Raw genomic sequence first — 25,399 nt, 5'->3', positions numbered from 1 at the left:
CGTTCCTTGATGGGTTCTTGTCAGGCCGGCGTCGCCGCGAGATCGGCGCCGGCGGTGGTTGCAGAGGGAACCGGCTTGAAATGCCGGTCATTCAAGAGGAAGTGCGACAGGGCCGGGATCAGCACCAGCGCGCCGACCATGTTCCAGACGAACATGAAGGTCAGCAGGATGCCCATGTCGGCCTGGAACTTGATGGGCGAGAAAGCCCAGGTGATGACGCCCGCGGCCAGGGTCACGCCGACCAGCGCCACCACGCGACCGGTGAAGGTCACCGCTTCGGCATACGCCTTGGCCAAGGTGAGGCCGCGACGCTGCCCGGCGAGCTGCACGCTCAGCAGGTACAGCGCATAGTCCACCCCGATGCCCACGCCCAGCGCGATCACCGGCAATGTGGCCACCTTCACGCCGATGCCCAGCCATACCATCAGCGCCTCGCAAAGGATCGAGGTGAGGACCAGCGGGATCACCGCCACCAGCACCGCGCGCCAGGAGCGGAAGGTCAGGAAGCACAGCGCGATGACCGCCGCGTACACGTAGAACAGCATGGTGCGGTTGGCCTCGTGCACCACGATGTTGGTGGCCGCCTCGATGCCCGCGGAGCCCGCCGCGGGCAGCACCTGCACCAGCGCCGGGTCGGTCGGGTTGGCCTTCACGAAGTCCTCCACCACGCGCAGCACCTTCTGCAGGGTGGCCGCCTTGTGGTCGCTCAGGTAGGCCACCAGTGGCATCACCGAGCACTCGACGTTGAACATCTCGGGGTTGTTCACCGTGGCCTGCTGCGCGCCGTAGTTCAGGATGTCCTGGTTGCGCGAGATGGTCTGCCACTTGGGGTTGCCCTCGAAGGAACCGGCGGTGATCTGGCGCACCACGTCCGTGAGCGAAACCGTCGTTCGCACCTCGGGCAGCTGCTGCAGCTCCCAGGCCAGGCGGTCCACGTGCTCCAGCGTGGCGTACTTCAGGCAGCCTTCCTTGGGCGTCTTGACGATCACGGCGAACAGGTCGCTCGAGAGTGAATAGTTCTTCGCCACGTAGGCGTTGTCGCGGTTGTAGCGCGAGTCGGGGCGCAGCTCCGGTGCGCCCGGGTCGAGGTCGCCCACCTGCAGCTTGAGGCTGATGGCGAAGCCCACGACGCCAAGCGCGAGCGAGCCCAGCACCGCGGCCAGCGCCCAACTGCGCCTGGCCGCGAAGTTGTCCAGCACGGCCCACAGGCGTCCGCCCTGCCCCGCCGCTTGGGCCTGCTCCACCTGCAGGCTGCGCGCGGCCGCCTTCGGGCTCACGCCCACGTATGACAGCAGCACCGGCAGCAGCAGCAGGTTGGTGAAGATCAGCACCGCGACACCGATGCTGGCCGTGAGCGCGAGTTCGCGGATCACCGGGATCGGGATCAGCATCAGCACGCCGAAGCCCACCGCGTCCGCCAGCAATGCCGTGACGCCGGCCAGGAACAGGCGCCGGAAGGTGTAGCGCGCGGCCACCAGCCGGTGCGTGCCGCGGCCGATGTCCTGCATGATGCCGTTCATCTTCTGCGCGCCATGGCTCACGCCGATGGCGAACACCAGGAAGGGCACCAGCATGGAGTACGGGTCCAGCTCCAGCCCCACCAGCTGCACCAGCCCCACCTGCCACAGCACCGCGATCAGCGAGCAGGCCAACACCATGGCGGTGCTGCGCAGGCAGCGCGTGTAGCCGTACAGCAGCAGGCCGGCGATCAGCGTGGCGATGCCGAAATAAGCCATCACCTGCACCAGACCATCGAGCAGGTCGCCGATGATCTTGGCAAAGCCGATCACGTGCACCTTCACGCCCCAGGGCTGGCCATCGGCGGCCGTGCCCTTCTCGTACTTGTCGCGGATCTGCGTCTCGATGTCGTGCGACAGGCGCCAGTAGTCGAGCCGGCCGTCCTTGCCGCCGTCCAGCAATGGCGCCACGATGGCGCTGGACTTGAAGTCGTTGGCCACCAGGCTGCCGACCAGGCCGGCGCGCGCCACATTGAGCTTGAGCTTGTCGACGCTGGTGGCCTTGCCGTCGAAGTTGTCGGGCATCACCGGGCCGCCCTGGAAGCCTTCTTCGGTCACCTCGGTCCAGCGCGTGGCCGGGGTCCACAGCGACTTGACCCAGGCGCGGTCCACGCCCTGCATGAGGAACAAGTCGTCGTTGATGTGCTTGAGCGCATCGAGGTAGCGCGCATCGAAGATGTCGCCCTTCTCGCTTTCCACCACCACTCGCAGCGTGTTGCCCATGCCGCGCAGCTCGCTGCGGTTCTGCAGGTAGTTCTGGATGTAGGGATGACCCACCGGGATCATCTTGTCGAAGCTGGCGTTGAGCGACACGCGCGTGGCCAGGAAGCCCAGCACCAGCGTGGCGACGAGGCAGGCCAGTGTGACGAGCAGGCGATGGTTGAAGACGGCGCGCTCGAGCCAGTTGCCCGAGTTGCGCGGGAAGTCGGCGAGCTCGCGCACCACCGGCATCTGCTCTTGGGTGGTGGAGGGGGTCATGGCTTGTCCTTGGGTGTCAGCTCGATGGTGCGCAGGCCGGCGGGACCGCCCACGACGAGTTGGGTCTTGGCGCTGAAGGCCACTGCGGCCAGCGCCATGGGCGAGCGGATTGGCGCGCTCGCGAAGTTGCGGCCACCGTCGCCGCTGACGACGATGCCGCCGCCCTGATCGACCAGTGCCAGCGTGCCGTCGGCGTCGACACCATGGACGGCGCTGGCGACGATGCTGGCGGCGAGGCCGCTGCGCACCGGCTTCCAGCTCGCGCCTTCGTCCTCGCTCAGGAAGGCGTTGCCGCGCATGCCGTAGGCCAGCACGCCCGCGCTGGTGGCCACGATGCCGAAGAAGCTGCCCTTGTAGGGCGAGGCGAGCGCACGGAAGCGCTTGCCGTCGCGATCGAGCTTGAGCAGCAGCCCGCCCTCGCCCGCGATGTAGTGGCTGCCCTGGAAGGCGCAGACCGCATAGAGGTTGAGCAGTTGCGGGTTGTCGACGCGGTCATACCAGGAGGTCCAGTTGCGACCGCCATCGGCGGTGTGCATGACCAGGCCGTAGGCGCCCACCACGAAGCCCTCGTCGGCATTGGAGAAATGCAGGTCGAGGAAGGGCTTGTCGGGCCCGGCCTCCTGGTTGCGTTGCGCTTCGCCGAGCAGCTTGCGGTCCTGCTCGGAAGCGTCCGCGGCAGCGGCCCGCGTTTTCATCTGCTCAAGCACCAGCGTGTTGGCCCTCCGGCCATCAAGCAGGCGGATCCAGCTGCGGGCGCCATCGCGCGTGCCCAGCACCAGCCCGTCATGGCCCGTGACGTAGCCCACCTTGGCATCGACGAAGCGCACTGCGGTCAAGTCGCTGCTCACCGGCACCGTCGCCTGGGCCCAGGTCTGGCCGCCATCGGAGGAGACCACGATGTGGCCGCGCTGGCCGACGGCGACCAGCAGGCCGTCGGCGCGCGCAATCCCGGTGACGAGCCGCCGGGACGCCAGTGCGCTCAGGCGCGCCGGCCGCTCGGACACCTCGACCGCCCGGACTGCGGTGCTACTGGCGGCGGCCAGCGCGGCCAGCAGCACGCTTCTGCGTTGCATGATCGCTCCCGCCTCAGCGCACGCCGGCGCCGGCCAGCGCATCGGCGGACCAGGCGTTGGCCGACAGCGGATCCATGAACTTCACGCCGACGTCGTAGGCGCCCAGCAGGCCGATCATGTTGTAGCTGCCGCTGGTGAAGTCGTGGAAGGACTGGCCCATCGCGGCAGGTGCCGGCAGCTCGTAGGCAGGGTTGGTGTAGACGAAGCCGGCGCGGTAGAGCTGGCCACGGGCGTCGTACATGTCCGCGGCCACGGCGACCCAGCTGTCCTCGTCGACGTAGAAGGTGCGCTTGGCGTAGATGTGGCGCTTGTCGGCCTTCAGCGTGGCCTCCACCACCCACACCCGGTGCGCTTCCCAGCGCACGAAGTCGGGGTTGATATGGTTGGGCGTGGTCACCGCATACGGGTCCTTGGCATAGACCAGCTTGAAGGCGTTGTAGGGGACCAGCATCTCCTTCTTGCCCACCAGCTTGAAGTCATAGCGGTCCATCGCGCCGTTGAAGACCCAGGCGTCGTCGTAGGTGGAGGCACCGGCCGCGCCGGGGTTTGGCGTGTCGTAGGCGATGTCCGGTGCCAGCTTCACGCGACGCTGGCCGGGCAGGTACTGCCAGGCGCGGCGGCCGTTCTTCATCGGGTTGATGTAGTCCTGGACCAGCAGGGCCTCGCCGGCACGGCGCGCCGGTGCGGTGTAGGCGATCTTGGTGCGGAAGTAGATGTCGTTCTCCGCCGACGGGCCGCTGCGCTTGGGGTCGTAGTACGGGTAGTCCATGTAGATCTGCCCGGTGGTGGCCAGCACGGCCTTGCCCGACGAATCCACGTTGATCGAGTCGTACTGCGTGTAGTAGCTCTGGCCGGTGTAGCGCAGCAGGTGGTTCCACATCACCTCGTTGCCGGTCTTGGGGATCGGGAACGGGATGCCGGCGAAGGTGCCTTCCAGGCCCACGCCATCATCGGTGGTCTTGACCGAGGTGGCGTTCTTCACCGTGTTGTCGACCACGTACTTCGGGAAGGCGACCGAGCGGTGCGAGGGGTACACGTCCACACGCATGCTGGGGTACTTCTTCAGCAGTTCCCTGGTGCCGGCGGTGAGCTTTGCCTCGTACTGGCCCATGTTCTGGCCGGTGATGGAGAACAGGGGCTTCTCGGCTTCATAGGGGTCGGGGCGGATGCCCGAGCCCTTCTGGTAGCCGGCGGGCGGCGTGGTCAGCCCACCGGTGTATTCGGGGATGGACTTGTCGGCGCTGCCGGCACGCTCGGCGCCAGTGGGCGTGAGCGTGCTGCCGAGCTTCTTGGCCTCGTCGGCGCTGACGGCGGCCAGGGTGGCCTGGGCGGCCAGCGCGAGCAGCGCGCCGGCAAAGAGGGTGCGGGTTTTCATGATGTGTGTCTCCGTGGAAGTAGAAGGAACCGACTCAGAAGGTCGTCTTGAAGGTGAAAAGCACGTGGCCGCGGTCGGCGAGCGACGCGCTGGTGCCTTGCGCGACGTTGAGGGCACCCGTCGGCGTGGTGCTGTAGTTGCCGTAGAAGCCCACATAGCGCAGGCTGAAGCTGTACTTGGAGCGCACGTCGGCGGTGATGCCGATGCCGAAGGAACCGGCGCCCTTGTTGCCGCCCGAGGTGACGGCCGAATTGCCCGACAGGCCGGCAGCCCAGCTCAGCGGCATGGAAATATCGACGCTCGGGAACACCTGATACCAGGTCGGCGTGAAGTTCAGGCCCAGGCCGAAGAAGTCGCGGGTCACCGCGTCGACATTGGCGGGGTTCGCTGCATAGGCCGCACTGCCCTTGAAGGCGCCGGGGTTCTGGCTCACGCTGGTCCAGCGGTTCCACACCAGTTCGGCATTCCAGGAGGCAGAGTCGAACAGCGCGGTCTTGGAGACGACCCCCAGCAGGTTGAAGACGCCATGCACGGTATTGCCGCGCGCACCCGGCGCGTCGCCGCCGAACTGGGCCAGTTGTGCCAGCGAGACCGCGCCTGACGCGGGATTCACCAGCGCCGCCGGCAGCACCGTCACCGGCACGCTCTGCAACGGCATGTTGTGGCGGTAGCTGAGCTCGGCGCCCACGCTGATGCCGGCGACGTTCTTTGCCAGGCTCAGGCCGAAAATGTCGATGTCGCGGCCGTAGAAGGCCTGGTACTGGCCGACATAGCCGGCCTGGATCATGGGCAGCGTGGCTGCGGCAGGGTTGACGTAGCAGGTCGTCGGGCCTATGGCGCGCAGGCCGGCCTTGGCGCATGCTGCCGCGGGCACGCCGCCAGCGACGGCAGGCACCAGGGCCAGTTGCGGCTGGATGTCCGCGGTGCGTCGCGCGTAGGCGCCGGCGGTGCCGTCCAGCCACTCGGGGCTCCAGCGTGCCGCGAAGCCGAAGTCACCGGTCTTCTTCGGGTCGCCGCCCTCGGTCTGCAGCGCGCGCTGGCCGGGACCGGCGATGAGAGAGTCGCCGCCGTGAAGCAGCGCGTCGTTCACCGTCAGGTAGCTGCCCGACTCCGGGTAGCGAACGCTTTCCCAATCGAAGAAGGTCTGGGCCGACAGCGACAGCGTGGGCGTTGGTTGCACCTGCAGGGTCATCGAGTTGCGCGGGCGATAGATCTCCTTGGCCTCGATGCCCGGCGTGGCATAGGCCTTCCAAAGGTCGAGCGAGTACTGGCCGTAGCTGATGCCGTGGATCGCGCCGCCGCCCAACAGGCTCTCGCCCCAGTACACCGTGGTCTTGCCCAGACGCAGGTTCACGTCGGTCTCGCCGAAGGTGGCATTGCCGAACACGAAGGCATCGAGCAGTTCGCCCGAGGGGCCCTTGGCATAGCGCGAGGTGTAGTCGGACAGCGCGCCCGCGGTGGGCACGCCGTAGCGCAGCGTGTTGGCGGTGGCGTTGTTGCGGTTGTCCAGGTGGCTGTAGGCATCGTCGTACCAGGCCGCGCCGCTCACGCGGAAGCCGTACTTCTTCTGGTACACCACGTCGAACTCGCTCAGCAGGTCGATCCGGTTGGCGATCAGCGAACCCTTCTTGAAGTTGCGGTCGCCGTCGTCCAGGTTCGGGTTGCCCAGGATCGCCGGATCCTGCGCCTGCGTGCGCACCCCCACGTTGTAGCGCAGCGTGTTGTCCCAGCGAATGCTGAGGTCCGGATTTCCGACATCGATCTCCGCTGCATGGGAAGCCGACGCGAACAGAAGGAAGGAAAGCGCCGCGCTCGCCACGGCTGAGAGCCGACGGGTTGCCTCGAACTGGCGTGTATCTGGGTGGGGCATGAAAATACTCCTCGGGTCTTGTTGTTGGAAGCGGGACGCGAGTCCCGTGGTGGTTGCAGGGCTTGTGAAAGAAAGGTCCGGTGCTCTTGTGCGGCGGCCTCAGCCGAAGGCCGTGAGGTCCCTGGGGGTGATGGATGCGTTCCTGCAAAAGGTCAGGTAGCGCCCCAGGCTGGTCTTCCAGTTCTCCATCGCGATCACCTTGTCGTTCTCGTCGAGGAAGACCAGGTCGCCGGTCACGATCGTCAGCAGGACGACGTCGCCATGACCCGGCTGGGCCTGCGGCGTGTGGCTGGAAGCGGCGGTCTCGTAGACGACGCTGCCGGGGCCCGCGATCCAGTCGTGCTCCAGGTACTTCCAGCGGCCCTCGAGCGTGTAGGCGATCACGGTGCCCGAGTGGTGGTGCCTGGGCATGCGGATGCCGGCGGGCATCTTCATCATCACGATCATTTCGCCGCGGACCGGGTCCAGCCTGAAGTACTTCAGCAGGACGTTGTCCGCATACGGTGCGAAGGGAATCCACGGCACCGATTCGTCGTCGATGACGCTGGTGAGGATCTGCTCGTGCAGCATGGGTTGGTCCGGCATTGAAGTTCGTGGAAGGTGGCGTAGCATTTGCAAGCAGGCTTTGCCGCGTTGGCTGGCACCAATGATCGGAAAGTCGCCGAATTCGCGCGCTATCAAACGCTGACATCTGTTTGTCACTTTCCGACACATGAGTGATAACCCCGACCCCGCGATGCATCGCCGAGCTCCCCCGGCCAACGGGGTGACGGTGCCTGCCCGCTACTTCGTGCAGCTGTGCAATTCGCTGGCGGAAACAGGCGTGGACATCGACGAGGTGCTGCGCTGCGCGCACATCGACCGCACGAACTTCGAGCGGCCGGACACGCGCTTGCTGCCGGCGCAGGTCAACGATCTGCTGGTGTCGATGCGCCGCCTCACCGGCCGCACGGACCTGGGCTTCGAGATAGGCCGCCTGGTCAAGCTCAACTCGCACGACATCCTGGGCTATGGCCTGATCAGTTGCCGCAACCTCGAGCATGCGATCCAGTTGGCCTGCCGCTACTACCACCTGATGAACGAGCTGTTCACCATGAGCTACAAACGCCGCGGGCAGGTCGGCGAAGTGGTGTTCAGTCCCGTCACCGCGCTGCCGCTCGAGACGATGCGCTTCTTCCTGGAGCTGCTTTCGGTATCGCTGGAGAACCAGGTGCAGTTGCTGGTGGGACCGGAGACCGGTGGCGGCGACTACCGGCTGTCGATGCCGGTGCCGCCGCACCACCAGCGCTACTTCAGGCTGGCGCCTTCGCGCTTTGCGTTCGACGAGTCGGCGGTGCCTGGTGTCATCGCGCTGATGAGCAGCGCCATGCTGGACAAGCCGCTGCCCATGTGGGCGCCCCTGGTGGTGCAGCAGGTCGAAGAGCGTTGCGGCCCCCGGCTTCGCCCGCCAGGTCCTGGCGAGCAATGGGGCGAATTTGTCATGATGATGCTGCGCGAGTCCCAGGGCCAGCACCTCACGCTGGACGCGCTCGCGCGCCGGATGAACGTCTCGCCGCGCACCATCGACCGGGGCCTGAAGCGCGAGAACCTGCAGTTCCGGGACTTGGCCCAGAAGATCCGCATCGAGGTCGCGTGCCAACTGCTCATCGGCAGCAAGGCCACCGTCAGTGAGGTGGCGCAGCGGCTCGGTTTTGCAGACACCGGCAATTTCAGCCGCGCGTTCCGCCGCCTCACCGGGCTCACTCCGAGCGACTATCGGCAGGATGCCATGTCGAGACAATAACCAGGACGCTTTTCGAGCCCAATCCTGGTGACCGGTACGGTCGCGGCGATGTCCGCGATCTTCAGTGGCGCGGGCCACGCGGTCACGGCCAAGACTCAACCCAAAGTCCGCGCCCTGCTCAGTGGCCATCGGACCCGACGGGCAGATTCGCCTACGCGGCAAATTACACCGCCAACAACGTGTCGGCCATGCGACCTCTTGAGTGAAGGATCGTTTGGTTCAGTCGTTTTCCCCGATCGAACGCACGCCCCCTCCACCCGCTTGGGGTGGTCCCTCTTTTGGCCCTCCGCCCGACCATACCCCCACGCAATCTCGCCCGGCTGGAGACAACGGCACGAGACGTGGTTGCGCCCATATCGCAACCTGTCCAACGCTCAAAGGATTTCTCGTGACGTCACGTTTCCGCCTTGCCTCGGCCATCGCCGTCGCCGCCCTCGCCGCCGTGTCGGCCCATGCCGCCAAGCCCCTTGCCCAGCAGCACAACCCCTACCTCGCGCAGTCGTACAACAACCAGACGCACTGGGACGACGCCGCCTCCGACAGCACGGACATCGCCGTGCCGCGCGGCTTCTTCGAGGTCACGCCGGAGTCGGTGCAACTGATCCCCAACGAATCGGTCGGCCTGCCCTCGATGACCGACACGGTCGCCGGCCAGGAGCTCCAGTTCTGGTGGTCGGGCTTCGGCCTGCGCAAGATGAAGACCGAGAACGGCAAGCTGGTCGAGATCGCGCGCAGCGACATCCCGATGAAGCTGCCGAACTATGCCCCGGTGAGCGCCGAAGAGCGCCGTGCACAGGCCGCAGCGGTCCAGAAGTTCATCGAGGCGAAGGACGAGAAGGGCCTGCTCGACTACATGAAGGCGCAGCCCAACCGCATGGCCTCCGCATCGACCGACCAGGTCGCCAACGGCGCCGTCTACGCCGTGCTGACGCGTGACGACGCCTTCATCGGCTGCAACGGCCGCCAGGTGTTCCGCATCGAGCAGGAAGACCCGAAGAACCCGGCCTCGGGCATGAAGCCGGCACGCGCCATCACCCTGCCCGCCTCGCTGTTCGACAACGCCCGTGCCAAGGCGAAGAGCCGCATCCCCGTCGACATGTCCTTCGGCCTGGGCATGAGCTTCAACGGCTTCGTGGTCATCAACACGCTGGGCGGCAAGGTCGTCACGCTCAACCGCGAGACGCTGGAGATCATCGACATCTACACCACCGCCGGCGCCGACGAGCAGTTCATGAACAGCTTCGCCACCGGCCCCGAGGCCAATGGCGGCGCGGTGTACGTGGCGTCGAACACCACCATGTACCGCCTGGTGGTCGACGCCAACGGCAAGATCCACGACGACGAGGCCAGCGGCGCCTGGGCCGCACACTACGACCGCGGCGTGCAGATGCCGGCCCCGAAGATCGGCGACGGGACCGGTTCGACGCCCACGCTCATGGGCTTCGGCAAGGACGACGACAAGCTGGTGGTCATCACCGATGGCGCGAAGAAGATGCGCCTGGTGTCGTTCTGGCGCGACGGCATCCCGGCCGGCTGGAAGCAGAAGCCCGGCACGCTGTCGCCGCGCATCGCCGACCAGATCGAGGTCGACATGGGCCCGGGCCAGGACGTCGTGCAGTCGGAGCAGTCGGTGGGTGTCTACGGCGACCAGGCCTTCGTGGTCAACAACATCGTGACCCGGGAAGACCAGCCCCTGCTGAGCCAGGACAGCTACTACGTCAACCTGGTCAATGGCGCGACCCGTCCCGCTGCCGTCGGCGCGGCTGGCTTCAAGTGGGACAACCGCAAGCACGCGTGGAGCCAGCAATGGAAGCGCGACGATGTGTCGTCGGTCTCGGTCGTGCCGATGATCAGCGGCGGCAGCCACATGGCCATCATCGATGGCTACTTCGCCGGCCGCTGGGGCGACCGCCACCACATCGGCATGGACCTGGACACGGGCAAGACGGTGATGAGCATCCGCACCGGCAGCAACCCGATGTTCAACGGCATGTACGCGCCGGTGAAAGTCGACTCGCAGGGCAACCTGCTCTACGGCATGGCCTTCGGCGTGGTGCGCATGGACACATCGAAGATGAAGCGCATCGAGCCCTGAAGGCGTGAGGGCCTGAGCCTGTAAAGCCGGATTTGCCCGCCCCCCGTCATGGGTGGCGCGGGTGGTCGCAAGCCTGCGCATCCTGCGGGCCATGAAGACCTCATTTCCCCAACAGCCATCCTCGTCCATGAACAACGAATCGTCGAATCGCCCCGCCACGCGCGGCATGCCGCTGAACCTGCGGGCAGGCCGGCCGGACCGTGAAGTCCGCGCCTTCCTGCGCTGGTTCAACCTGGCGCCGGGGCAGATCACCGATCGCTCGGTGGGCACGCAGCGCAAGCTCTGGCGCCTCATGGCGCTGGCGATGGGCCGGCGGCCGAGGGTGGCATCGGTGAGCCAGCGGACCATCCCCGGCCCCGGCGGCCCGATCGAGCTGCGGATCTTCTCCGCGGGGCCGTCGAAAGAGCGCCGACCCGCCTTCCTGTGGTGCCACGGCGGCGGCTTCATCGTCGGGGGACTGGACTCCGCCGATTCGATCTGCCGCAGCATCGCGCTCGCCACGGATTGCATCGTCATCGCGGTCGGCTACCGCCTCGCGCCCGAGCATCCGCTGACGGCATGCCGCGAAGATTTCCTCGAAGCACTCGAATGGGTCGCGCAGTTCGGCGGCACGCTCGGCATCGACACGACGCGCCTGGCCATCGGCGGGGATTCGGCCGGCGGCAACATCAGCGCCGCCGTGGCGCAGCACACCGCGCGCAACGACGGCCCCCGGCTGGCGCTGCAGGTGCTGGCCTATCCGGCCACCGACCTGGTGGAGGAATTCCCTTCGCTGGTGGAAAACGCGAGCGGCTACCTGATCACCGAGCGCTTGCTGCGCGGCGTCATGGCGCACGTCGGGGACATCACCGATGCGCAGGACCCCTGGCTCTCGCCGCGCCGCCAGCCCGACCTGCGGGGCCTGCCGCCGGCGCTGGTCATCAGCGCCGGCTTCGACCCGATCCGCGATGACGGCCTGGACTACGCGGCACGCCTGCGCGCCGCCGGCGTGCCGGTGGAACTGCTGCACTACGCGGGCCAGATCCATGGCTTCCTCAATTTCGATTCGGTGATCAACGCCGGGCGCGACGCGCTCGATCGCATCGCCATCGCCCTGAACCATGCCTTCGCCGGCGACTGCGCGCGGGATCGCACGATCGAGGTCGCCGACGGCCCCGGCAGCGCGTTCGCCGCGTTCAGGCCCGTGACCGAACTGGTCATGACCTCGCTGATCGGCTGGGCCACGGCGGAGCGCGTCTGGCTGACGCTGCTCGGCCGCCTCTCGGCAAGAACGGACCACGCGGCGCGCAGGCTGCTCGATTCGCGCTTCGTGCCGGGCGCCTTCCTGCGCCAGACCGCCGTTGCGCACGGCAACGAGCTCGAAGCGCGCCAGACCTGGCCGCACACCGCCAGCCTGCACTGCATGCAGGCCCGCAAGCCCCATGAATCCTCGCCGCAACGCGACGCACGCGAGCGGCCCCCCAAGGAAAGATCCACATGAGCCCCAAGCAACTCCTCGACCCCCTGGCGCTGCGGCGCGAGGCCATCGACCGCCTCGAGGGCGGCCTCAACAGCTACGCCACGCGCAACATGGAGTCCGAGCGCTTCTCCCAGGCGCTGGCCATCGTCCTGCGCGCCGGGTTGGGCACGCACCACCTGTTCGACAAGAACCTGGCCCGCTTGTACGAGCGACTGGGCCTGCCGAGCCGCAGCGAACTGGAGGCTGTCGCCGCCACGATGCGCCGCATCGAAGACAAGCTGGACATGCTGCTGCCGCCACCGGCGCCGGCGCATCGTCCCGCCCGCACCAAGCGGGCGCCGGCGGCTGCCGCCGCGTTGGCCGCGCCGGTTGCGTCCCCGGAGGCTAAGACCGTTTCGACCCCCGTTCGTGCGAAGGCGACTGCCTCGAAGCAGCCGCCCGCCGTGCCCGCTCGCCGCAGCGCAAGGGGCAAGGCATGAACGCACCCGTCAAGACCGAAAAGACCGCCAAGGCCGAAAAGCCCGAGGCGCCGTCGATCACCCAGCGCCTGCGCACCGAGGTCGACCGCGCCATCCAGCGCAGCTTCAAGGGTCTCGAATACCTCGGCTCGCCGGCCCCGGCCGTCGGCACCACGCCGCGGACCCTGATGCATCGCCGCGGCACGCTGGGCCTCTACCACTACCACCCGCAAAGCGCCGAGGTCTACCGCGTGCCGCTGCTGCTGGTGATGGCCACCACCAACAAGAGCTACATCTTCGACCTGGCCCCGGGCCAGAGCCTGATCGAGTTCCTGCTCAAGCGCGGCTACGACGTCTACGTGATGGACTGGGACGCGCCCACCCTCGACGAGAAGCGCCTCAAGTTCGAGGACTACACGCTCGACTTCATCCCCGACTGCATCCGCCGCGTGCAGGAACGCTCGGGCGAACAGGACGTGACGCTGGTGGGCTACTGCATGGGCGGCGTGCTTGCGACCATCTATACGGCACTGCATCCCGCCGGTCCTGTGAAGAACCTCGTGTGCTTCACCACGCCGATCGACTGGTCGAAGATGACCCTGTTCCAGTCGATGGCCGACAAGCGCCACTTCGACGTGGATCGCCTGGTCGACACGCTGGGCAACGTGCCCTCGCAGGTGGTGATGAGCGCATTCGAAGCGCAACGCCCGACCAGCCGCGTCGCCGCACAAGTGCGCCTGTGGGACAACATGTGGAACGACCAGTACGTCAAGGGCTACCGCATGATGGACCGCTTCGGCGCCGAGACCTTGCCGCTCGCGGGCGAATACCTGCGCCAGACCGTCAAGCAACTGGTCTGGAAGAACAGCCTCTACGACAACACCCTGCGCGTTGGCGGCCGCACCGTCGACATCCACAACATCACCGTGCCGCTGCTGCACGTGACCGCGCAGTACGACCACCTCGTGCCGCCCGAATGCGCCGCCCCGCTGGTGGCGCAGGCCGGCTCGCAGGACAAGGAACAAATCACCCTGCCGGGCGGCCACGTCAGCCTGGTGGCCGGCCCCAATGCGGTCAAGCGCATGTGGCCGGCACTCGATCAATGGCTTGGAAAGAGATCCGAATGATGAACGACACCACCACCTCCACCCGCGCCTATCCGCGCACGCAACGACTCGCCAACACGACCGTCGAGGTCGATCTGCTCAAGCCGGAAGACGGCGCGGCGGTCGCAGGCTTCATCCAGAAGCTGCCGACGCACGACATCCTGTTCGTGCGGCGCGACGTGACCCACCCCAAGGTGGTCACCGCCTGGCTCGCCTCGATCGCCGAAGGAACCATCACCAGCCTGGCCGCGCGCTCGAACGGCGAGCTCATCGGCTGCACCGCCATCGTCACCGACCCGCGTTCCTGGTCGCGTCACGTGGGCGAGCTGCGCGTGATGATCTCGCCCGACTGGCGCGGCCGCGGCCTCGGGCGCCTGCTGATCCAGGAGTGCTTTGCGCTGGCGCTGGGCCTCGGCCTGGAGAAGCTGTACGTGCAGATGACGGTCGACCAGCGCTCGGCCATCGCCGTGTTCGAGGAACTCGGCTTCCGCGCCGAAGCGGTGCTGCGCGACCACGTGAAAGACCGCGACGGCACTACCTACGACCTCGCTGTCCTCAGCCACAACATCGCCGAAGTGCAGGCCCGCTTCGAGGTCTACGGCGTAGCGGACGCGCTGGGCACCTGACCCTTCTTATTTCTACAACGGAGACAAATCATGCAAATCACTCAATCCCTGCGCCGCTCGGCGCAACTCTTCCCGCGCCGCACTTCCACCGTGTATGGCGAGCGCCGCCGCACCTGGTCGGAGACGTCCAACCGCGTCGCGCGCCTGGCCGGCGGCATCGCCGCCATGGGCGTGCAGCCCGGCGAGCGCGTGATGGTGCTGGCCTCGAACAGCGACCGCTACATCGAGACCGTGTATGCCGTGATCTGGGCCGGCTGCGTCGTCGTGCCGGCCAACACGCGCTGGGCGCCCGGCGAGCACGCCTACGCCTTGCAGGACAGCACGCCCACCCTCTTCCTGGTCGACCAGGACTTCGTCGACCTGGCCCGCAAGCTGCCCGGCTTCGATCCGCGCCGCACCATCTACATGGGCGACGATGCGCAAGCTGGCCTCGTGTCCTTCGAATCGCTGATTGCCGACCACGCGCCGTTGCCCGAGCGCGCCAGCCAGGGCGAGGCGATGGCCGCCATCATCTATACCGGCGGCACCACGGGATTCCCCAAGGGCGTGATGCTGTCGCATGACAACCTGGTGCTGGCGACCATCGCCTTCGCGCTGGAATGCCCGTATGAACAGGACACGGTCTTCCTGCACGTGGCGCCCATGTTCCACCTGGCCGCATTGAGCTCGATGTTCAGCTACACCTCGGCCGGTGCCACGCACGTTGTCGCACCGCGCTTCGACCCCGCGCTCATCTGCAACATGATCGCGTCGGAAAAGGTCAACATGACGCTGATGGTGCCGACGATGATCGACTTCATCGACCGCTACCTGCAGGCCGTGCCCACCGACGTGAGCTCGCTGCGCAAGATGATCTACGGCGCCGCGCCCATCTCCGAAGCGCTGCTGCGCCGCGTGATGAAGAGCCTGCCGAATGTCCAGCTCTACCAGGGCTACGGCCAGACCGAGATGTCCGGCGGCGTGGTGGTGCTGCGCCCCGAGTTCCATGCCGTCGAGGGCCCCAATGCGCGCCTGCTGCGTGCCGCCGGCCGCGCCAGCATGGCAGCGGAGATCCGCATCGTCGACGACGAGTTGAACGAAGTGCCGCGCGGCACCGTCGGCGAGATCGCGGCACGCGGCGCGACCGTGATGCTGGGCTACTGGAACAAGCCAGAGCAGACCCGCGCGGCCGTCGTCGACGGCTGGCTGCGCAGCGGCGACGCCGGCTACATGGACGAGGAAGGCTTCGTCTTCATCGTCGACCGCCTGAAGGACATGATCGTCTCGGGTGGCGAGAACGTGTTCTCGGCCGAGGTGGAGAACGCCCTCTCGCGCCACCCCGCGGTGCTGGAATGCGCGGTGATCGGGATTCCGCACGAGAAGTGGGGCGAGGCGGTGCACGCGGAACTGCGCCTGCGCGATGGCTTCGAGGTGGACGAGGAAACGCTGGGCAACCATTGCGCCGAACTCATCGCGAGCTACAAGCGGCCCCGTTCGTTCAACTTCCGCAAGGACCCGCTGCCGCTGTCGGCGGCGGGCAAGATCCTCAAGAATGAACTGCGCAAGCCGTACTGGGAAGGGCAGGCGCGCAGCATCGCCTGATCGCGATGTCGAGGCGCGGGACATGCGCCCCGCGCGGTTGGATCGAGGTCGCCATCCTTCGCATCGGCCATGGACACGCACAGCGTGGCCCCGGCACGTTCGCCATCGATGCGACGAGTTTTTTGGGGCCGGGGGCGCGTGTCGTGCTGGCCGATCGGCAGCGCCATCAATGCGGACGATGGTGCCGCAGCACCGCCGGAACGCTGCTTTCCAATCGGGCTTCCGCGCGAGGACCGGCTTGCGTCCCGCGATGCCTGAAGGCGTCTCCCGGCACCACCTCGTCGACACCTGGCGATGCTGAAGCTCGCGGCGCGCCCTCCTCGGCGCATGTCCCGTTCGGGTAAATGCATGTCTCCCGGGGTCGAGGCCAGTCCGCTGGCGTCCTCACCCCCATCGGGTAGTAAGACAGCGCAGCCCAAAGTGGCCGCCGCTGCTGCAAAATGCCCGGCCGCCCCGGCGCACCACAAACTTCATGCCGCCCAAGACCCCCACTCCGGGCACGCCGCAGCCCCCCACCGCGCCAGCCGTGCAACGCTCGGGCGTGGGCGTCGTCGGGCGTGAGAAGCTGCTCGCGCGGCTGGTCGATGCACGGAGGCTGCGCTGCATCGTGGTCACCGGCCCCACCGGCTCGGGCAAGTCCACCCTCATCGCCGCGTGGCGCAAGGCGCTGGTTCCGCTGGGCTTCGACGTCGCATGGCTCAGCGCCACGGGCGACTGCAACACCCCTTCGCGCTTCCTGGGCGAGCTGCAGGCCAGCGTGGCGGTGGTGGAGCCCGCGCTGGTGCGGGAAGCTGCCGAGCTTGGCGACGCCGGCCTCGGCACCGACCCCGATGCGGTCGAGCGGCTCGTGATCTCGCTGGTGCGCGGCATCGCCACGCATCCGCGCGACCTGGTGCTGGTGCTCGACGACCTGCATCAGCTCACCCATCCGGCGATCCAGGAGGCGCTGCAGTGGTTGCTCGATTACGCACCGCCGAACCTGCACCTGGTGCTGGTGTCGCGCGGCCAGACCCGGCTCTCGCTCGACCGGCTGCGCAGCCAGTCGCAGACGCTGGAACTGGACCTGCGCGACCTGCGCTTCAGCCTCGCCGAGACCGGCCAGTTCCTCAAGGCGCAACTCGGCGAAATCGATGCGCGGACCATCAAGACCCTGCACGAACTGAGCGACGGCTGGGTGGCCGGCTTGCGGCTGTTCACTGTCGACTGGAAGAAGAAGCAGCTCGAATCCGGACGCTCCGCCCCGGGCGAACCCTTTGCGCGCGTGCCGGTGCGCGATGCGCAGGCTTTTGCGCAATATTTCGAGCAGGAAGTCCTCTCGCAGCTCGCACCCGACGAGCTCGACACGCTGGTGCGCGCCGCAGCCTGCAGCCGCTTCTGCGCATCGCTGTGCGCGGCCTTGCTTGGCGCGCCCAGTGCCGTCGCGCAAGCCTCGGCCCTGCTCGGCCGGCTGGAGAGCGACGACCTGTTCGTGGTGCCCGTCGAAAGCCGGGAGCCGGAGCCCTGGTACCGCCTGCATCCGCTGCTGCGCGAAACGCTGCGGGCCCGCTTCAACAGGCTCGACGCGGCCACGCAGCAGGCGGTGCACGCGCGCGCCTTCGCCTGGTTCCGTGAACGCGGCTTGCTGGAAGACGCGGTGCGGCATGCCGCTCAGGCCGGTGATCCGGCGCAGGCCGCCGAACTCATCGACCGCTGCGCCCCATCGCTCATCGTGCGCGGAGAAAGCAACGAGTTCATCGCGCTGCTGCGCCAGTTGCCGCCGGAGCAGGTGCGCCAGAGCTTCCGGATGCGCATGTGGATGGCACGCTCGCAGATGTTCCAGCGCGAGATGGAGGCCTGCCGAAAGACGCTCGACGAACTGGCGCAGGACCTGCCGGAGACCGAAGGCGCGTTGCGCTTCTATGTGACGACCCTGCGCGCCGCCGTGGCCGTACAGCGCGACGACCTCGAAGCGGCCCTGGCGATGCTGCCGCAGTTGCTGGACATACCACCCGATGCCGATCCCCTCGCGATCGGCGGACGCAACAACATCCTCTCGTGGCTCTACACCCAGCAGGGCGAGTACGAAAAGGCGCGCAGCGTGCAACTCGACACGCCGCCGCAGATGGTCGATGGCGCGCCGCTGGTCAGCACTGCCGCCGGCAGCCTTCACGGGCGCTGCCTGGTCGGCATGAGCTACGCGCTGGAAGGCCGCATGACGCAGGCCGAGCGCATCTACCGCGCCGTACTGGCCGAGGCCGCGCAAGGCGGCAGGGGCTGCGTCGATGCGTATCACCTCGCGGTCGGCCTGCTCGCCGACGTGCTCTACGAACTCAACGACGCGCGGCAGGCCCGCGCGCTGCTGGAAAGCAAGGTCGACGTGATCGAGCGCATCGCCATCCCCGATGCCGTGCTGCGCACCTTCCGGCTGCTGGCCGCAGCCAATTGGCAGGACGGCAACCGGCAGGAAACCTTCGCGCATCTCGAGCGGCTGGAGGATTACGCCGTCAAGCACAAGATCGACCGCCTGCTGGCGCACAGCCTGTCGGAACAGGTTCACTACCGGCTGTTGCTCGGCGAGACGACCGCTGCCGACGCGGCGCTGGCGCAACTCGATGTCGTCGACGCGCGCCATTCGGCATCGACATCGCGGGCGCCGCGCGAGATCAGCGAACTGGCGCAGCGCGCGCACATCCGCATGGCGGTGACGCACGGCGACCTGGAAGGCGCGGCAGCGCAGCTCGCACGCCTGGTCGCGCAATGCGAGGTGAGCGGACGGGAGCGCATCGTGGCGCACCTGCTGGTCAAGAGCGCAGTGGTGGAGGCACGCCTCGGGCGCTACGAGTCGGCGCGGCAGAAGCTGCTCGATGCCTTGCGCCGCGGCCACAGGCTCGGCCTGCTGCGCAGCCTGGTCGATGCGGACCCGATCGCGTTCGAGTTGATGGACGACCTTGCGCACACCTGGCAACCGGACTCGGTGCTGGCCTTCTATGTCGAGCGCCTGCAGGCCACGCGCAAGCCGCCGGAACAGCCGCCTGGCGCCGCCAGGGCGAGCGAACGCGGTGCCATGCCGGCCACGCTGGACGCCTTCAACGAGCGCGAGATCGACGTGCTGCGCCTGCTCGCCCAGGCCATGCCCAACAAGAAGATCGCGCGAGCCCTGGGCCTCTCGCCCGAGACGGTCAAGTGGTACCTGAGCCGCATCTACGGCAAGTTGCGCGTGTCGGGGCGGGATGAAGCGGTGGCGCGGGTGCGGGACTTCGGCTGGGATGCGGAACAGTCACGGAGCTGAAGCGCCACGGGAGGCCACGAGAGCGGGGTAAGCCCTGACGCCACCCACTCCGGGTAGGGCATCCCGCCGTGCCGCGCCGGATCATCGTCCGCTCCACGGAACGAGGATCCCATGCCGAGCGAACTCAACATTGCGCTGCGCGAATCGCAGCTCTCGATCGACGACGGCATCGCCGTGTTCACGCACCTGCGGCCTGCCGCGCGCAACGCGCTGTCGATCGAGCTGCGGATGGACTACGGCGACATGCTCGGGCATGTCGAGGCCGACCGCAGCGTGCGCGCGCTGGTGCTCACCGGCTCCGGCGGCAGCTTCTGCGCCGGCGGCGACCTGAAGGCGCGGCAGGCCAGCACCGACCCCGAATTCCGCACGGCCGACGCAATGCGCCGCCGCATCCAGGCCGGCCACGGCTGGATCGAGCGGCTGCACTCGCTGGAGATGCCGGTGATCGCCGCGGTGGACGGCCCTGCCGCCGGCGCCGGCTTCTCGATTGCGCTGGCGGCGGACTTCATCCTTGCCTCGACACGCGCCTTCTTCTGCATGTCCTTCGCCAGGGTCGGCCTGATTCCGGACCTGGGCGCCTTTCACTTCCTGCCGCGCGCCGTCGGCCTGCCGATGGCCAGGGAACTGGCGCTGACCGCGCGCCGCGTGAGCGCCGCGGAGGGCAAGCAACTCGGCTTCGTCCACACGCTGCACGAGCCCGACGCGCTGCAGGCCGAGGCGCTGCGCTTTGCCCGCCGCTTCATCGCCGGCCCGCGCGAAGCGATGGGGCTGACCAAGGCGTTGCTCAACAAGAGCTTCGAGACACCCTACGCGACGCTGGCCGAGCTGGAGGCCAACGCCCAGGCCGTCGCCTCCACCACGCCCTACCACGAAGCCGCCGTGGCCGGCTTCCTGCGCGGCGAGCCCGCAGCCTACGACTGGGACCGCACTCGGGAATGACGCCCGCCCCCCATCCAGGGTAGTCCCCTCCACCCTGCCAGCGAATAACTTAGACCCCAGAGACAAGTTCCCAAAAAGGAGACTCCCAGTGAACGTGACCCGCAACGTCTTCCGAGACGACCATGAGATGTACCGCGAGACTGTGCGCCGCTTCCTGGAACGCGAATGCCTGCCGCGCCAGCACGCCTGGGACCAGGCGGGCCAGGTCGACCGCGAGACCTGGCTGAAGGCCGGCAAGGAAGGCCTGCTGTGCGCCTCGCTGCCAGAGGAATACGGCGGTGGCGGCGGCGACTTCGGCCACTGCGCCGTGTTCGCCGAAGAGGTTGCGCGCTCCGGCGTCAGCGGCCCCTCCTTCGGCATGCACTCGGACATCATCGCGCCCTACATCCTGCGCGCCGGCACCGAGGAACAGAAGCAGAAGTGGCTGCCCAAGGCCGCCTCGGGCGAGATCATCCTGGCCATCGCGATGACCGAGCCCGGCACCGGCAGCGACCTCAAGGCCGTGAAGACCACCGCCATGCGCGACGGCGACGACTACGTCATCAACGGCAGCAAGACCTTCATCAGCAACGGCCTGACCGCCGACCTGGTCATCGTGGTCTGCAAGACCGACCCGAAGGCCGGCGCCAAGGGCATCAGCCTGATCGCGGTCGAGGCCACGCGCGAAGGCTTCCGCCGTGGCCGCAAGCTGGACAAGGTGGGCCAGTACGCGCAGGACACGGCCGAGCTCTTCTTCGACAACGTGCGCGTGCCGGTGGCCAACCGCCTCGGCGAGGAAGGCAAGGGCTTCGCCTACCTGATGGGCGAGCTGCCGCAGGAACGCTTCTCGATCGCCGTCTCGGCGGCCGCGCGGCTGGAGCGCGCGCTGGAGAACACGATCGCCTACGTCAAGGAACGCAAGGCCTTCGACCAGACCGTGTGGGACTTTCAGAACACCAAGTTCAAGCTGGCCGACATCAAGGCGCAGGCCGTGGCCGTACGCACGCTGATCGACCACTACATCGGCGAGCACACGCGCCGCCGCCTCACGCTGGAAGAGGCGGCCATCGCCAAGCTGTTTGCCACCGAGACGCTGGGCAAGGCGCTCGACGAGATGGTGCAGCTGCACGGCGGCTACGGCTACATGCTGGAGTACCCGATCGCCCGCGACTTCGTGGACTCGCGCGTCACGCGAATCTACGGCGGCACCAGCGAGGTCATGCGCGAGCTGATCTCCAGAAAACTCTAAACCCCAACTCAAGGAACAACATGACAAACAAGGTTTTCGTTGCCGGCGTCGGCATGATCCAGTTCAAGAAGCCCGGCATGAGCGAGCCTTACGACGTGATGGGCGAGCAAGCCATCCGCGCGGCGCTGGCCGATGCCGGCCTTGAGTTCAGCGACGTGCAGCAGGCCTATGCCGGCTATGTGTACGGCGACTCCACCTGCGGCCAGAAAGCGGTGTACCGCGTGGGCATGACGGGCATCCCGGTGCTCAACGTCAACAACAACTGCGCCACGGGCTCGTCGGCGCTGTACCTCGCACGTCAGGCGGTGCAGAGCGGCGCGGTCGATTGCGCCCTCGCCTTCGGCTTCGAGCAGATGAACCCGGGCGCGCTGAAGTCGCGCTGGGACGACCGCGCACCGGCGCTCGAACGCGCCGCAAAAGTTGTCGACGAACTGGTCGGCCATCCCGAGATTCCGTCCGCCATCCGCCAGTTCGCTGGCGCGGGCCGCGCCCACATGCAGAAATACGGCACCAAGCTGGAGACCTTCGCCAAGGTCCGCGCCAAGGCCAGCCGCCATGCCGCCAACAACCCGTTGGCCGTGTTCCGCAACGTCGTGACCACGGAAGACGTGATGAACTCGCCGATGCTGTGGGACGGCGTCATCACCCGCCTCATGGCCTGCCCGCCCACCTGCGGCGGCGCCGCGGCCATCGTGGTCTCCGAAGCATTCGCGCGCAAGCGCGGCCTGCGCACCGACGTGCTGATCGCCGGCCAGGCACTCGCCACCGACCTGCCCAGCACCTACGACGCCAAGGACATGATCCGCGTCGTCGGCTTCGACATGACGGCACTGGCCGCCAGGCAGGCCTACGAGCAAGCGGGCGTCGGGCCCAAGGACATCGACGTGATCGAGCTGCACGACTGCTTCGCGCAGAACGAACTCATCACCTACGAAGGTCTGGGCCTGTGCGGTGAAGGCGAAGGCGAGAAGCTGGTGAACGACGGCGACAACACCTATGGCGGCCGCTGGGTCACCAACCCCTCGGGCGGCCTGCTCTCCAAGGGCCACCCGCTCGGCGCCACGGGTCTGGCGCAGTGCTACGAGCTGACGCACCAGTTGCGCGGCACGGCCGATCAACGCCAGGTCGCGAACGCGAAGGTCGCCCTGCAACACAACCTCGGCCTCGGCGGCGCGGGCGTCGTGACCATCTACAAGAGGGCCTGAGCATGATCGACAAGAAGCACATCGGCATGAAGCTGCCGGTCTACACGGCCAAGGCCGAGACGGGCCAGCTTCGCTTCTTCGCCAAGTCCATCGGCGAGACGGACCCGATCTACATCGACGAATCGGCAGCGCGCGACGCGGGCCATCCCGGCCTCCCGTTGCCGCCGACCTTCCTGTTCTCGCTGGAGTTCCAGATCCCCTCGAACGCTTGGCGTGACGAGCTGGGCATCGTCACCTCGCGCATCCTGCACGGCGAGGAAACCTTCAAGTACCACCGCATGGCCTACGCCGGCGACACGCTGCAGTTCGATACGCGCATCGCAGACATCTACGACAAGAAGGGCGGCGCCCTGAGCTTCGTGGTGCGCGAGTCGAAAGTCAGCAACCAGCATGGCGAACACGTCGCGGACCTGCGCAGCGTGCTGGTCCACAAGAACGCATGAACGACGGGAGCACATACGCCATGAACCAGAGACAAGCCCCCTTCGACACGCCGAACGCCATCAACGTCGGCGACACCCTGCCAGTGCTGGAACTGCCGCCCATCACCCGCACCACGCTGGCCCTGTTCGCCGGCGCCTCGGGCGACCACAACCAGATCCACATCGACACCGACTACGCCCGCAAGGCCGGCATGGTCGACGTGTTCGCGCACGGCATGTTGTCGATGGCGTACCTCGGCAGGCTGCTGACGCAGTGGGTCGACCAGCGCCAGATCCGCAGCTTCGGCGTGCGCTTCACCGGCATCACGCACCTGGGCCACAAGATCACCTGCAGCGGCCGCGTGGTCGAAAAGTTCGAAGCCGAAGGCGAGCAGCGCGTGAAGCTCGAGATCGAAACGCGCAACCAGTATGGCGACACCAGGATCGTTGGCGATGCCGTGATCGCGCTCTAAACCCCCTCAATCATTTTTCACTCGGAGATACACAACATGGGAACACTCGACGGCAAGGTAGCCCTCGTCACCGGTTCGGGCCGCGGCATCGGCCAGGCCATCGCACTGAAGCTCGCCAGCCAGGGCGCGCGCCTCGTCATCAATGACCTCGACGCCGATCCGGCGAACGAAACGGTCGAACTGCTGCGCAAGAACGGCACCGACGCCGTGGCCTGCGTCGGCAACGTCAGCGCACCGGACTTCTCAGAGCGCTTCATCAAGACCGCGGTCGACAACTACAAGGGCATCGACATCATCGTCAACAACGCCGGCTTCACCTGGGACGACGTGGTCCAGCGCATGACGGACGAACAGTGGTACGGCATCCTCGACTGCCACCTGACCGCGCCCTTTCGCATCCTGCGCGCGGCCTACCCGGTGATCAAGGCGCAGGCCATGGCCGACCAGGAAAAGGGCGTCGAGAACTACCGCAAGGTGGTCAACATCTCGTCGACCTCGGCACTCAACGGCAACGCCGGCCAGATGAACTACTCGTCGGCCAAGGCCGGCGTGATCGGCATGACGCGCGCGCTGAGCCGCGAATGGGGCCGCTTCCGGGTCAACGTCAACGCGGTGGCCTTCGGCCTGATCCACACCCGCATGACCAACGCCGACGCCAAGGCCGGCGCCACGGTAAATATCGAAGGCAAGGAAATCCGCGTGGGCCTGAACCCCGAGTTGCTGAAGTCGCATGCGGCGCGCAACCCGCTGGGCCGTGGCGGCACACCGGAGGAAGCGGCCGGCGCGGTGTACCTGTTCTGCACGCCCGAGTCGAACTACATCACCGGCCAGGTCGTGGCGGTGGCCGGCTCGCCGCAGTAACTGCGCCAGCGAAATCTGGGCGAGTCCGGCGAGCACGCGCTTGCCGCCGCGACTTGTCCAGCGTGTCCCGCGATGGGGATGGCAGCGGGGGCATGGATTGACCTCGCTGCCCCAGTCGATCAAGAAGATTCCGGAGACAAGACACATGACTACCTTCGCCACCGAAGCCCTCGCCCCCGAAGCCCTAGCACCCGCCCCCGTGCGCTACAGGCCGGTGCCGTACGAGATCCGCAAGGCCGTCTGCGAACGGCGCGCGGATGGCTCGCTGATCCTGCGTTCGCCGCTCACGCCGACGCCGACAGGCCGCACCGGCTTCGCCGGCTTCATCCCGCACTGGGCGAGCCGTCGCGGTGATGCGCCCGCCTTCTGCGAGCGCGACGCGCAAAGCGGCGAATGGAAGCGCCTGACCTGGCGTCGGCTGTGGCAGCAGGTGCAGACGGTGGGCGCGGCCCTGCTCGACATGGGGCTCGGCCAGGGCAAGCCGCTGGTGGTGCTGTCGCCCAACTCGCTCGAACTGCTCGTGCTGCTGATGGCGGCGGAGTATGTCGGCGTGCCGGTGGCGCCGGTGTCACCGGCCTATTCCCTGCTGAGCAAGGACTTCGCGCGCCTCAAGGGCGTTTGCGAACTGGTGCCGCCCGCAGCCTTGTTCGTGCAGGACGCCGCGACCTTCCAGCCCGCCATCGCCGCGCTAGGTTGCGCCGGCGTGCCCTTGATCGCAGTAAACGGCGCCTCAGGAAATCAGCATGCATGGAAGACGCTGGCGGACGCCGATCTCACAGCGCAACGGCGCGACCAGGTCGCCGCGGCCCATGCGGCGATCCGGCCCGAAGACGTGGCCAGGATCCTCTTCACATCCGGCTCGACGGGCGTTCCCAAGGGCGTGCCCGTCAGCTACAGCAACCTGCAAGCCTGCGCGGCCAACCTCCAGAGCATGTTCGGGCGACTGGCCGAGGGCGACGAGCCGCCCGTGTTCCTCGACTGGCTGCCCTGGCATCACGCCCTGGGCGGCGTGCTCAACCTGGGCCGCGCGGCGCTGCTGGGCGCCACGCACTACATCGACGACGGCAAGCCGCTGCCGGGCC

Annotated in this window: 20 protein-coding genes; 15 read left to right on the top strand and 5 right to left on the bottom strand. The window is 67.5% G+C overall.

All coding sequences use genetic code 11. The features are described from left to right. Positions 1-20: 20 nt before the first annotated feature. The 5 genes from HB681_RS35630 to HB681_RS35610 all read right to left on the bottom strand — a co-directional run bounded on the left by HB681_RS35630 (position 21) and on the right by HB681_RS35610 (position 7,383). Positions 21-2,495, bottom strand: coding sequence for an MMPL family transporter (locus HB681_RS35630; RefSeq protein ID WP_213959620.1), 2,475 nt, complete (start codon positions 2,493-2,495; stop codon positions 21-23). Further along, positions 2,492-3,568, bottom strand: coding sequence for a YCF48-related protein (locus HB681_RS35625; protein ID WP_213959619.1), 1,077 nt, complete (start codon positions 3,566-3,568; stop codon positions 2,492-2,494). Before HB681_RS35625 ends, HB681_RS35630 begins: the two co-directional genes overlap by 4 nt. A 13-nt stretch (positions 3,569-3,581) precedes the next feature. Then, complete coding sequence (locus tag HB681_RS35620; RefSeq protein WP_213959618.1) at positions 3,582-4,943, bottom strand: DUF1329 domain-containing protein; 1,362 nt, start codon at positions 4,941-4,943, stop codon at positions 3,582-3,584. 34 nt (positions 4,944-4,977) lie between these two features. After that, positions 4,978-6,813 (bottom strand): DUF1302 domain-containing protein, encoded by a 1,836-nt coding sequence (locus tag HB681_RS35615; RefSeq protein ID WP_213959617.1) that lies wholly within the window; start codon positions 6,811-6,813, stop codon positions 4,978-4,980. Positions 6,814-6,912: 99 nt separating this feature from the next. Beyond that, positions 6,913-7,383, bottom strand: coding sequence for a 2,4'-dihydroxyacetophenone dioxygenase family protein (locus HB681_RS35610; RefSeq protein WP_213959638.1), 471 nt, complete (start codon positions 7,381-7,383; stop codon positions 6,913-6,915). 142 nt (positions 7,384-7,525) lie between these two features. Between HB681_RS35610 and HB681_RS35605 the strand changes: the two genes are divergently transcribed. The 15 genes from HB681_RS35605 to HB681_RS35535 form a co-directional block, all read left to right on the top strand. After that, entirely contained in the window at positions 7,526-8,596 is a 1,071-nt protein-coding gene (locus HB681_RS35605; protein WP_213959616.1) for an AraC family transcriptional regulator, read from the top strand. Positions 8,597-8,984: 388 nt separating this feature from the next. Continuing rightward, complete coding sequence (locus tag HB681_RS35600; RefSeq protein ID WP_256354678.1) at positions 8,985-10,691, top strand: hypothetical protein; 1,707 nt, start codon at positions 8,985-8,987, stop codon at positions 10,689-10,691. Between the two features lie 127 nt (positions 10,692-10,818). Further along, on the top strand, positions 10,819-12,171 hold the full coding sequence (locus tag HB681_RS35595; RefSeq protein ID WP_213959615.1) for an alpha/beta hydrolase: 1,353 nt from the start codon (positions 10,819-10,821) through the stop codon (positions 12,169-12,171). After that, positions 12,168-12,629, top strand: coding sequence for a hypothetical protein (locus HB681_RS35590; protein WP_213959614.1), 462 nt, complete (start codon positions 12,168-12,170; stop codon positions 12,627-12,629). The genes HB681_RS35595 and HB681_RS35590 overlap by 4 nt, the downstream gene beginning before the upstream one ends. Next, the gene (locus HB681_RS35585; protein ID WP_213959613.1) at positions 12,626-13,735 is read left to right on the top strand and encodes an alpha/beta fold hydrolase; all 1,110 of its coding nucleotides are present in this window, start codon (positions 12,626-12,628) and stop codon (positions 13,733-13,735) included. The genes HB681_RS35590 and HB681_RS35585 overlap by 4 nt, the downstream gene beginning before the upstream one ends. Then, positions 13,732-14,340, top strand: a complete 609-nt coding sequence (locus HB681_RS35580) for a GNAT family N-acetyltransferase (RefSeq protein WP_256354676.1) — start codon at positions 13,732-13,734, stop codon at positions 14,338-14,340. The genes HB681_RS35585 and HB681_RS35580 overlap by 4 nt, the downstream gene beginning before the upstream one ends. A gap of 30 nt (positions 14,341-14,370) precedes the next feature. Next, positions 14,371-15,921, top strand: a complete 1,551-nt coding sequence (locus tag HB681_RS35575; protein WP_213959612.1) for a long-chain-fatty-acid--CoA ligase — start codon at positions 14,371-14,373, stop codon at positions 15,919-15,921. A 472-nt stretch (positions 15,922-16,393) separates the two neighbouring features. Continuing rightward, positions 16,394-19,189, top strand: coding sequence for a LuxR C-terminal-related transcriptional regulator (locus tag HB681_RS35570; RefSeq protein WP_213959611.1), 2,796 nt, complete (start codon positions 16,394-16,396; stop codon positions 19,187-19,189). Between the two features lie 111 nt (positions 19,190-19,300). Then, positions 19,301-20,128 (top strand): enoyl-CoA hydratase/isomerase family protein, encoded by an 828-nt coding sequence (locus tag HB681_RS35565; protein WP_213959609.1) that lies wholly within the window; start codon positions 19,301-19,303, stop codon positions 20,126-20,128. An 88-nt stretch (positions 20,129-20,216) separates the two neighbouring features. Then, positions 20,217-21,356, top strand: coding sequence for an acyl-CoA dehydrogenase family protein (locus tag HB681_RS35560; protein WP_213959607.1), 1,140 nt, complete (start codon positions 20,217-20,219; stop codon positions 21,354-21,356). Between the two features lie 20 nt (positions 21,357-21,376). Beyond that, complete coding sequence (locus HB681_RS35555; protein ID WP_213959606.1) at positions 21,377-22,561, top strand: lipid-transfer protein; 1,185 nt, start codon at positions 21,377-21,379, stop codon at positions 22,559-22,561. 2 nt (positions 22,562-22,563) lie between these two features. Further along, positions 22,564-23,004 (top strand): MaoC family dehydratase N-terminal domain-containing protein, encoded by a 441-nt coding sequence (locus HB681_RS35550; protein WP_213959605.1) that lies wholly within the window; start codon positions 22,564-22,566, stop codon positions 23,002-23,004. 20 nt (positions 23,005-23,024) lie between these two features. Beyond that, positions 23,025-23,456 carry a MaoC family dehydratase gene (locus HB681_RS35545; protein ID WP_256735234.1) on the top strand — a complete coding sequence of 144 codons (432 nt, stop codon included), beginning with the start codon at positions 23,025-23,027 and terminating at the stop codon, positions 23,454-23,456. 36 nt (positions 23,457-23,492) lie between these two features. Then, positions 23,493-24,317 (top strand): SDR family oxidoreductase, encoded by an 825-nt coding sequence (locus tag HB681_RS35540; protein ID WP_213959601.1) that lies wholly within the window; start codon positions 23,493-23,495, stop codon positions 24,315-24,317. 145 nt (positions 24,318-24,462) lie between these two features. Beyond that, positions 24,463-25,399 (top strand): AMP-binding protein (locus tag HB681_RS35535; protein ID WP_213959600.1); only part of this gene is annotated, 937 nt, incomplete at its 3' end.

Origin of the sequence: Variovorax sp. dw_954 (assembly GCF_018449755.1) — a bacterium.
GTDB lineage: Bacteria > Pseudomonadota > Gammaproteobacteria > Burkholderiales > Burkholderiaceae_C > Variovorax.
Note: the sequence above shows the minus strand (reverse complement) of the source record. Positions and strands in the feature narration are given on the sequence as shown.

Bases quoted from the DNA above. Each gene is read 5' to 3' on its own strand.
- HB681_RS35630 (WP_213959620.1), bottom strand. From the start codon at position 2,495: ATGACCCCCTCCACCACCCAAGAGCAGATGCCGGTGGTGCGCGAGCTC.
- HB681_RS35605 (WP_213959616.1), top strand. From the start codon at position 7,526: ATGAGTGATAACCCCGACCCCGCGATGCATCGCCGAGCTCCCCCGGCC.
- HB681_RS35590 (WP_213959614.1), top strand. From the start codon at position 12,168: ATGAGCCCCAAGCAACTCCTCGACCCCCTGGCGCTGCGGCGCGAGGCC.
- HB681_RS35575 (WP_213959612.1), top strand. From the start codon at position 14,371: ATGCAAATCACTCAATCCCTGCGCCGCTCGGCGCAACTCTTCCCGCGC.
- HB681_RS35610 (WP_213959638.1), bottom strand. From the start codon at position 7,383: ATGCTGCACGAGCAGATCCTCACCAGCGTCATCGACGACGAATCGGTG.
- HB681_RS35555 (WP_213959606.1), top strand. From the start codon at position 21,377: ATGACAAACAAGGTTTTCGTTGCCGGCGTCGGCATGATCCAGTTCAAG.
- HB681_RS35625 (WP_213959619.1), bottom strand. From the start codon at position 3,568: ATGCAACGCAGAAGCGTGCTGCTGGCCGCGCTGGCCGCCGCCAGTAGC.
- HB681_RS35595 (WP_213959615.1), top strand. From the start codon at position 10,819: ATGAACAACGAATCGTCGAATCGCCCCGCCACGCGCGGCATGCCGCTG.
- HB681_RS35550 (WP_213959605.1), top strand. From the start codon at position 22,564: ATGATCGACAAGAAGCACATCGGCATGAAGCTGCCGGTCTACACGGCC.
- HB681_RS35540 (WP_213959601.1), top strand. From the start codon at position 23,493: ATGGGAACACTCGACGGCAAGGTAGCCCTCGTCACCGGTTCGGGCCGC.
- HB681_RS35620 (WP_213959618.1), bottom strand. From the start codon at position 4,943: ATGAAAACCCGCACCCTCTTTGCCGGCGCGCTGCTCGCGCTGGCCGCC.
- HB681_RS35615 (WP_213959617.1), bottom strand. From the start codon at position 6,813: ATGCCCCACCCAGATACACGCCAGTTCGAGGCAACCCGTCGGCTCTCA.
- HB681_RS35570 (WP_213959611.1), top strand. From the start codon at position 16,394: ATGCCGCCCAAGACCCCCACTCCGGGCACGCCGCAGCCCCCCACCGCG.
- HB681_RS35580 (WP_256354676.1), top strand. From the start codon at position 13,732: ATGATGAACGACACCACCACCTCCACCCGCGCCTATCCGCGCACGCAA.
- HB681_RS35585 (WP_213959613.1), top strand. From the start codon at position 12,626: ATGAACGCACCCGTCAAGACCGAAAAGACCGCCAAGGCCGAAAAGCCC.
- HB681_RS35545 (WP_256735234.1), top strand. From the start codon at position 23,025: ATGAACCAGAGACAAGCCCCCTTCGACACGCCGAACGCCATCAACGTC.
- HB681_RS35565 (WP_213959609.1), top strand. From the start codon at position 19,301: ATGCCGAGCGAACTCAACATTGCGCTGCGCGAATCGCAGCTCTCGATC.